Raw genomic sequence first — 7,647 nt, forward strand, 5'->3', positions numbered from 1 at the left:
GCGGTGCGCTGACCGGTGGGCTGCTCGTCGGGTGCGTGGGCGGTGCGCCGAAGGGTGGGCTGCTCGTCGCGTGCGCCGGCGGTGCGCTGACGGGGGGCGTGGGCGGTGCGCTGACGGGCGGGCTGCTCGTCGGGTGCGCGGGCGGCGCGCTGACCGGAGGCGTCGGTGGTGCGCTGACGGAGGACGACGGCGGTGCGCTGACCGGTGGTGTGCTGACTGGCGGTCCGCTGATCGGCGCGGCGTGTGCCGCTGCCGGTGGCGTGTCGAGCGGTGGCGTCTCGGATGATCGGGCGGGGCCGACCGGAGCATCCGGTCCGGCGGGAGCACCGGCGGCGCGAGCGATCTCCTCGGCGAGCAGCGGTTCGATCTGCTTGACCTGGATGGTCGGCTTGGCCCATCCGGGCGCCGGCCCCGCCGGGCGCTCCGGCGGGCCGTGTCCGCCTGCCGCGGCGGGTCGTTGCATCGGATGGCGCCGGACGCCCGGTTCGGGCGGGCGGCGCCGGTCCTCCCAGGCCCTTCCTGGTCCCAGCGTCGGCCTCCGCCGGCGCCGGGACCAGGAACGGGGGAGGTGAGCGGAATGCCCCGCCCCGTCGGGGGCGTTGCACCCCCCGGGACGACATTTCTGGCGAGGGGGGAGACCGGTGCCGACCGAGACGCGGGTCCGGGAACGGGACGAGCGGGGAGCGCGGCAGTTGCGACGGCTGCTGGGCGGCCCGGACTGGCCCGCGGTGGTGCCGCCGGTCGGCCCGGCCGCGGTGAGCACGCACACGGTGAGTACGAGCACACCCGCCGGAAGTGAATCTGCGGGCACGTCCGTACGCGTATCCTCGGCGGGAAAGCATCCGACGCGAGGGGATGTGCGGTTGACGACCGAGAAGACGGACGAGCGCAGGGCCCGCTTCGAGCGGGACGCGATGCCCTTCGTCGATCAGCTCTACGCTGCCGGGCTGCGGATGACCCGCAACCCGGCGGATGCCGAGGACCTGGTCCAGGAGACCTACCTGAAGGCGTACGCCGCCTTCCACCAGTTCGAGCAGGGCACGAACCTGAAGGCCTGGCTCTACCGGATCCTGACCAACACCTACATCAACTCCTACCGCAAGCGGCAGCGCCAGCCCATCCAGGCGCCGACCGACGAGATCACCGACTGGCAGCTCGCCGAGGCCGAGTCGCACACCTCCAGCGGGCTGCGTTCGGCCGAGACCGAGGCGCTGGACCGGCTGCCGGACAGCGACGTCAAGGAGGCCCTCCAGCAGTTGCCGGAGGAGTTCCGCCTGGCCGTCTACCTCACCGACGTCGAGGGCTTCTCCTACAAGGAGGTCGCCGACATCATGGGCACGCCGATCGGCACGGTCATGTCGCGTCTGCACCGGGGCCGGCGTAACCTGCGCAAGCTGCTCGAACAGTACGCCGCAGAGCGGGGCTTCAGCGCCGCGGCGTCGAAGAAGGGCTCGACCGCTTCCGCCGGCCGGGAGGTCTGACATGAGCTGTGGAGATCCGCACGAGACGGATTGCCGCGAGGTCATCGCGGAGGTCTACCTCTACCTGGATCTGGAGTGCGCCGAGGAGCGGCGCACGCTGATCCGGCACCACCTCGACGAGTGCGGCCCGTGCCTGCGCGAGTACGGCATCGAGCAGGAGGTGCGGGCGCTGGTGGCCCGCTGCTGCGGCAACGAGACCGCGCCCGACCAGCTGCGGGAGCGGCTGCGGCTGCGCCTCACCGAGCTGGTCGTCTTCGAGACCACCGAGTCGAAGGAGCTTGCCGACTGAGGTCGGGCCGGGCGCGGCAGCCGACCGAGGTCGGTGCCCCCGGAGACAGCAGACGCCGGTGGCCCGGGTCGTGACGACCCGGGCCACCGGCGTCCGCGCCGACTGGTCGACGCCGGGCCGTGGGGCCCGGCCCGCCGGTCAGGAGTTGGGGCGCTTGCCGTGGTTCGCGCCGCTCTTCTTGCGGGCCTTCTTCTTGCGGGCCTTCTTCGCCATGGTGACCTCCTCGTGATGGTCGGATCCCGCCTGCGCACGATCTCGGCGCCGGTGCACGCACCGGTCCTCCCGGCGCCGGGTCCGACCCGCTGATGCTAGTGCGGCCGGCACCCGCCGTCGTCCGCCGGGGCCGCCGACGCCGCGCCACGCCGCACGACCCGCCGGCGGACCGCCCCTGAGTCGATCATCGACCCGGCCCGCGCCGCTCCACGCCCGCCGGAGGTCGCCCGCATGATTGGATACGTCGGCAGGCAACCGCGAGAGGGAGGGCCCGAAGATGGCCGAGGAGATCCGCGCCGAGATGGTGGCGAACGTCTGGAAGGTCGTCGCGTCGGCCGGGGACACCGTGTCCGAGGGGGACACCCTGGTGATCCTGGAGTCGATGAAGATGGAGATCCCGGTCGTCGCCGAGTCCGACGGTGTCGTCAAGCAGCTCGCGGTCAACGAGGGCGACGTCGTGCAGGACGGTGACCTGATCGCGGTGATCGATTGACCGGCCTCTCGGTACGCCGGGCCGGGCCGGCCGACTTCGCGGCGGTGGCCCGGCTGACGGTGGCCGCGTACGAGGCGGACGGCCAGCTGAAGAACGAGCACGGCTACGCCGCCGTACTCGCCGACGTGCCGTCCCGGGCCCGGGACGGCGAGGTGCTCGTCGCCGTCGACGACGCCACCGGCGAGTTGCTCGGCTCGGTGACCCTCGTCCTGCCCGGCACCCGCTACGCCGAGCTGTCCCGGGCGGGTGAGGCGGAGTTCCGGATGCTGGCGGTGGACCCGGCCGCGCAGGGGCGGGGCGTCGGCGCGGCGCTGGTCGAGGCCTGCGTGTCGCGGGCGACCGAGCTGGGCTGTGCCGCCGTCGTCATCTGCGTCCGCGACGGCTTCGCCGCCTCCGCCCAGCGGCTCTACCGGCGACGCGGCTTCGTGCGGGTGCCGGAGCTGGACTGGGTGCCCGTGGACGGGGTGCACCTGCTCGGCCTGCGGCTGGAGCTGACCGGCGCGTGAGCCGCCGGCGGCGACGGCTCACCGCCTGAGGAGCCCCCAGAGGCGGCGCAGGCGGGAACGCGGCCGGGGGACCGGCGCGGTGGCCGTCAGCGCGGTGGCCAGGGCCGCCGTCTCCGGATCCAGGGCCGGGCTGGCCAGGGCCAGGTGCGCCAGCGACGGCGCGATCGGCGCCGGGCGGGTCCGGGCGACCGCTGCCACGTCGGCCAGCCGCTCGGTCACCACCCGGGCCACGTCGGCGCGCACCTCAGGGTCGACCCAGGCGGCGGTGACCAGGGCGAACAGGGCCGCCTCGGTGACCCAGTCCTCGACCCCCCAGACCAGGTCCAGCAGCACCCGGCGCCGGGTCGACTCCGCCCACGGCTCGTCGGTGCGGTGGTGCAGCAGGCCCAGGCACGCCCACACCTGGACGCAGCGCACCCAGAGCGAAGGGTCCTGCCCGAGTACCCGGCCCAACGCGGTCGGCGGCGCCTCCGGCGGGTGCGCCAGCAGGCCGAGCAGGTCGTCCAGTTCCAGGGTGGCCAGGCCCACCGCCGCGTCGTACGCCGCCGGCGGGTGTGGCCACGCCGGGTGGGCGAGCTGCCGCAGCCGCGCCGCCGCCTCCGGCGAGGGCGCCGGCACGGCGGGCACGACCGTCGTCCCGTCGGGCCGCCAGAGCTGCCGGGTGGTCGTCCGCCGGGGCTCGCGCGGGTCCGGGTCGGGCACGCCGGCCACCTCGATCCGCAGCCCGGGCGCGGCCGTCGCGGCGGCACGCAGCGCGCTGGGCGGCGGGGGCTGGTCCAGCCGTACGGCACCGAGGCCGACGCGCTCGTCGGTGACGGCCTGACGCAGCGCGTCCACCACGGGCCCGGTCGCCGGGGTGACCTGCCCGAGCCAGGGCCGGCCCCGGCAGCTCTCGGCCAGGTCGCCGTGCTCGTGCGTGTCGTCGGGATGGTCCCGGACGAAGTCGGCGAGCGCGACCAGGTGCGCCACGTCGCCGTCGCGCTGGTGCCGCAGCCGGTGCGCGGTGTGCACGGCGCACTCGAAGGAGGGGTCCCGGGCCAGCGCCCGGTCGATCCAGTCGAGCGCCTCGTCGAGCCGTCCGTTGTCGGCGAGCGTGCCGGCGATGTCGGCGTAGACGGTGAGGTCGTCGGGGTCGTGCGCGACGGCCCGGCCGAGTGCCGCCAACGCCTCCCGGGTGCGCCCGGCGCTGCGGTACGCGTACCCGAGCCACACCTCGCCGATCTTCGACGGCTCCGCGCGTACGCCCCGGGCGGCCCAACGGATCGCCAGGTCGACCTCGCCGACGCGCCTGGCCAGCGCGGACGCCGCGCCGAGCAGCAGGCCGTGCTCGGGGTGGACGGTGACCGCGTTGCGGGCCAGCGCCAGGTAGGGGGCCAGGGCGGTCCGGCCGGCCCGGGGCACCGGGTCGGGCACGGCGGCGCAGACCTGCATCAGGATGCGGGCGGCCCGGTCCGGTTCGAGGCGCTCGGCGAGTTCCGGGGTGGTCACCCAGGGCACCCCGGCCCAGTCCGTCCCCGGCGCGTGGCTGGTCGCCGCGACCAGCAGGTCCAGCCCTTCGGCGGGCCGGCCGGCGGCGGCGAGCAGGTGCGCGCGGGCCACGACGGCCCCGACGAAGGCGTGGCCCTGGAGCGGGAAGAGGTCGACGCCGCCCGCGCCGTCGGTGGCGGCGAGCCGGGCGAGGGTCTCGTGCACCTCGGGCAGGGTCGGGGCCTGGGCCAGCGCGGCGGCGACGTGACCGGCGGCGTGCGCCAGGTCGTTGTCGTCCATGGCCAGACGGGCCAGGGCAAGTTCCTCCGCCGCGGACAGCGACCGGTCGTCCTCGGGCACGTCGTCCTCTCGCTCGTCGGTCGTTGGGGCCGGGCAAGCCTAGGTGATGTTGCGCCGAGATGGTGATCATCTGCGCACTACTGTTCGTTCGATTGCTCAGGCCAGCTCAAACGTGCAAGACTGAGCAGGAAACGCGCGGCAATCGCGCAGTGGGAGGAGTTTCCGTGACGCGTGCAGGGGCCGGCATGGCGGCCGACATCGACGAGCAGCCGGCGGGCTACGAGCGGCTGCTCTCCGCCGAGCACGCCGGGGCGATCGCCCGGGTGGCGGCGGTCATCGCGGAGCGCCGCCCGCGGCACGTGGTCTTCACCGCCCGGGGCACCTCCGACCACGCGGCCCTCTACGGGGCGTACCTGACCGAGATCCGGCTCGGCCTGCCCGCCGGCCTCGCCTCGCCCAGCGTCGTCACCCTCTACGGCGCGAAGCCGGACCTCTCCGACGCGCTGGTCGTCGGCGTCAGCCAGAGCGGCGGCTCGCCCGACCTCGCCGAGGTGCTGCGCACCGCCCGCGCCTCCGGCGCGCTGACCCTCGCGGTCACCAACGCGCCCGACTCCCGGCTGGCCGGCGTCGCCGAGCTCAGCGTCGACATCGCCGCCGGGCACGAGCGCGCGGTGGCCGCCACCAAGACCTACACCGCCGAGCTGCTCGCCCTGCTGATGCTCGTCGAGGGCGTCCGGGCCGGCGACGGCGCGCTGCCCGCCGACGAACGCGAGGCGCTCGCCGCCCTGCCCGAGCTGGCCGCGCGCACCCTGGAGGACACCACCCCCACCCAGCTCGCGCCCCGCTACCGGTTCGCCGGCCAGCTGGTCACCACCGGCCGGGGGTACGCGTACCCGACCGCCCGCGAGGCCGCGCTGAAGCTGATGGAGACCTCGTACCTGCCGGCGCTCGCGTTCTCCGGCGCCGACCTGCTGCACGGCCCCCTCGCCATGACCGACCCGGACGTGCCGGTGCTCGCCGTGGTCGGCTCCGGGCCGGGCGGCCGGTCGATGGGCGAGGTGCTGCCCCGCCTCGGCGAGCGCCGCGCCGACGTGGTGGTGGTCGGCTCCGCCGACGTCGAGGGCGCCACCCGGATGGCCGTCCCCGAGGTCGACGAGCGGTACGCGCCGCTGCTGGACATCCTGCCGTTGCAGCGCCTGGCGCTGGCGCTGGCGCTCGCCCGGGGCGAGGACCCGGACGCGCCGCGCGGGCTGAAGAAGGTCACCGCGACGATGTGACGCCCGTCGTGGCACGCTGGTCGACGTGTCCACGCTGCGCAACCTCGCCGAGGAGCACACCCGCCTCCGCCCGGCCGACATCGACCACCTGCACCGGATCGCCGGCGACTGGCAGTTGCTGTCCGATCTGTCCTTCGCCGACCTGCTGCTCTGGGTGCCCGTGGACGGTGACGGCGCGTTCCTCTGCGTCGCCCAGGTCCGGCCGACGACCGCGCCCACCGCGTACCTGGACGACCAGGTGGGGCGGATCGTCGGCGGGCCCGAGGTGGCCCACCTGGAGGTGGCCCACCGGCAGGGCCGGATCTGGCGGGAGGGCGACCCGGTCTGGTACGGCGACGTGCCGGCCCGGCACGAGGCGATCCCGGTCCGGTTGCGCACCACCGACGGCGAGGCCGGCGAGGTGATCGCCGTGGTGGGGCGGGACACCAACCTCTCCACCGCGCGCACCCCGAGCCAGCTGGAGCTGAACTACCTCACCACCGCCGACGACCTGGCCCAGATGATCGCCGACGGGACCTTCCCGCCGCCGCGCCATCCCGGGGAGACCACGTCGGCCCCGCGCGTCGGCGACGGGCTGGTCCGGCTCGACGCCGGCGGCAAGGTCACCTACGCGAGCCCGAACGCGCAGTCGGCGTACCGGCGGCTGGGCTACGCCTCCCACCTGGTGGGCGAGGACCTGGCGGCGCTGCACCGCCGGCTGGCGAGCGACCCGCTGGAGGGCACGGACGCGGCGAACGGCATCCTCGCGGCGCTGCGCGGCGAGGCGCCGCCCCGCCGGGAGATCGACGCGCGGGGCGCGACGATGCTCACCCGGGCGCTGCCGCTGATGCCCGCCGGGGTGCCGATCGGCGCGCTGGTGCTGGTCCGCGACATCACCGAGGTACGCCGCCGCGACCGCGCCCTGATCACCAAGGACGCCACCATCCGGGAGATCCACCACCGGGTGAAGAACAACCTCCAGACCGTCGCCGCGCTGCTGCGGCTCCAGGCCCGCCGGGTGTCCATGCCGGAGGCCCGGGTCGCCCTGGAGGAGTCGGTACGCCGGGTCGCCTCCATCGCGCTGGTGCACGAGACCCTCTCCATGTCCAGCGACGAGGCGGTCGAGTTCGACGGCATCGTCGACCGGGTGGCCAGCGCCGCCACGGAGGTGGCCGCGACGGAGGCCACGGTCGGCATGCGCCGCGAGGGCAGCTTCGGCGTGCTGCCCGCCGAGGTCGCCACGTCGCTGGTGATGGTGCTCAACGAGTTGCTGCTCAACGCCGTCGAGCACGGCTTCCCGCCGGCCGCCGAGACGCCCGCCGTCCCGACCGGTCCCGGCACCCCCGCCCCTGCCGCGCCAGCCCCGGGGGCGCCCGTGGCGGAGGCGGCTGGTCCGGTCGAGCCGGAGGTGGTGCTGTCGGCGCACCGGTTCCGCAAGATGCTGCACGTCTCGGTCACCGACAACGGGCGTGGGCTGCCGCCCGACTTCGACGCCGAGCGGAGCGGCAACCTCGGCTTGCAGATCGTCCGCGCGCTGGTCACCGGCGAGCTGCGCGGCACCATCGAGCTGCGCGACGGCGCGAAGGGCGGCACCGAGGCGACGCTCGTCGTCCCGCTGGTGCGCAACGCCCCCGAGGGCCGT

8 protein-coding genes and 1 pseudogene are annotated in these 7,647 nt (G+C 75.3%); 7 read left to right on the forward strand and 2 right to left on the reverse strand.

Annotated elements, in window-relative coordinates:
- The 3 genes and pseudogenes from F6X68_RS34450 to rsrA all read left to right on the forward strand — a co-directional run.
- Window positions 1-572: pseudogene (locus tag F6X68_RS34450) on the forward strand (hypothetical protein); the annotation flags it as partial.
- A 69-nt stretch (window positions 573-641) separates the two neighbouring features.
- Window positions 642-1,481, forward strand: coding sequence for a sigma-70 family RNA polymerase sigma factor (locus F6X68_RS27980; protein WP_151457065.1), 840 nt, complete (start codon window positions 642-644; stop codon window positions 1,479-1,481).
- A gap of 1 nt (window position 1,482) precedes the next feature.
- Entirely contained in the window at window positions 1,483-1,770 is a 288-nt protein-coding gene (gene rsrA / locus F6X68_RS27985; protein WP_151457066.1) for a mycothiol system anti-sigma-R factor, read from the forward strand.
- A gap of 138 nt (window positions 1,771-1,908) precedes the next feature.
- Here the strand turns inward: rsrA and F6X68_RS34895 are convergent, their stop codons facing one another.
- Window positions 1,909-1,983: a 50S ribosomal protein bL37 gene (locus F6X68_RS34895; RefSeq protein ID WP_369700219.1), complete on the reverse strand. Its 75-nt coding sequence runs from the start codon at window positions 1,981-1,983 to the stop codon at window positions 1,909-1,911.
- A 277-nt stretch (window positions 1,984-2,260) separates the two neighbouring features.
- Between F6X68_RS34895 and F6X68_RS27990 the strand changes: the two genes are divergently transcribed.
- Window positions 2,261-2,476 carry a biotin/lipoyl-binding carrier protein gene (locus F6X68_RS27990; RefSeq protein WP_088973021.1) on the forward strand — a complete coding sequence of 72 codons (216 nt, stop codon included), beginning with the start codon at window positions 2,261-2,263 and terminating at the stop codon, window positions 2,474-2,476.
- Window positions 2,473-2,982: a GNAT family N-acetyltransferase gene (locus F6X68_RS27995; RefSeq protein ID WP_151457067.1), complete on the forward strand. Its 510-nt coding sequence runs from the start codon at window positions 2,473-2,475 to the stop codon at window positions 2,980-2,982. The genes F6X68_RS27990 and F6X68_RS27995 overlap by 4 nt, the downstream gene beginning before the upstream one ends.
- Before the next feature lie 18 nt (window positions 2,983-3,000).
- Here the strand turns inward: F6X68_RS27995 and F6X68_RS28000 are convergent, their stop codons facing one another.
- On the reverse strand, window positions 3,001-4,749 hold the full coding sequence (locus tag F6X68_RS28000; RefSeq protein WP_192581564.1) for a tetratricopeptide repeat protein: 1,749 nt from the start codon (window positions 4,747-4,749) through the stop codon (window positions 3,001-3,003).
- A gap of 245 nt (window positions 4,750-4,994) precedes the next feature.
- Here F6X68_RS28000 and F6X68_RS28005 point away from each other — a divergent pair, with 245 nt between their 5' ends.
- Together F6X68_RS28005 and F6X68_RS28010 are read left to right on the forward strand one after the other, a co-directional pair.
- Window positions 4,995-6,026, forward strand: a complete 1,032-nt coding sequence (locus F6X68_RS28005; RefSeq protein ID WP_132231368.1) for an SIS domain-containing protein — start codon at window positions 4,995-4,997, stop codon at window positions 6,024-6,026.
- Window positions 6,027-6,051: 25 nt separating this feature from the next.
- A partial coding sequence (locus F6X68_RS28010; protein WP_151457069.1) for a PAS domain-containing sensor histidine kinase occupies window positions 6,052-7,647 on the forward strand: 1,596 nt, incomplete at its 3' end.

It is taken from the genome of Micromonospora sp. AMSO12t, from assembly GCF_008806585.1.
GTDB lineage: Bacteria > Actinomycetota > Actinomycetes > Mycobacteriales > Micromonosporaceae > Micromonospora > Micromonospora reichwaldensis.

Coding starts and splice junctions, on each gene's coding strand:
- rsrA (WP_151457066.1), top strand. CDS start 1,483: ATGAGCTGTGGAGATCCGCACGAGACGGATTGCCGCGAGGTCATCGCG.
- F6X68_RS27990 (WP_088973021.1), top strand. CDS start 2,261: ATGGCCGAGGAGATCCGCGCCGAGATGGTGGCGAACGTCTGGAAGGTC.
- F6X68_RS28000 (WP_192581564.1), bottom strand. CDS start 4,749: ATGGACGACAACGACCTGGCGCACGCCGCCGGTCACGTCGCCGCCGCG.
- F6X68_RS28005 (WP_132231368.1), top strand. CDS start 4,995: ATGGCGGCCGACATCGACGAGCAGCCGGCGGGCTACGAGCGGCTGCTC.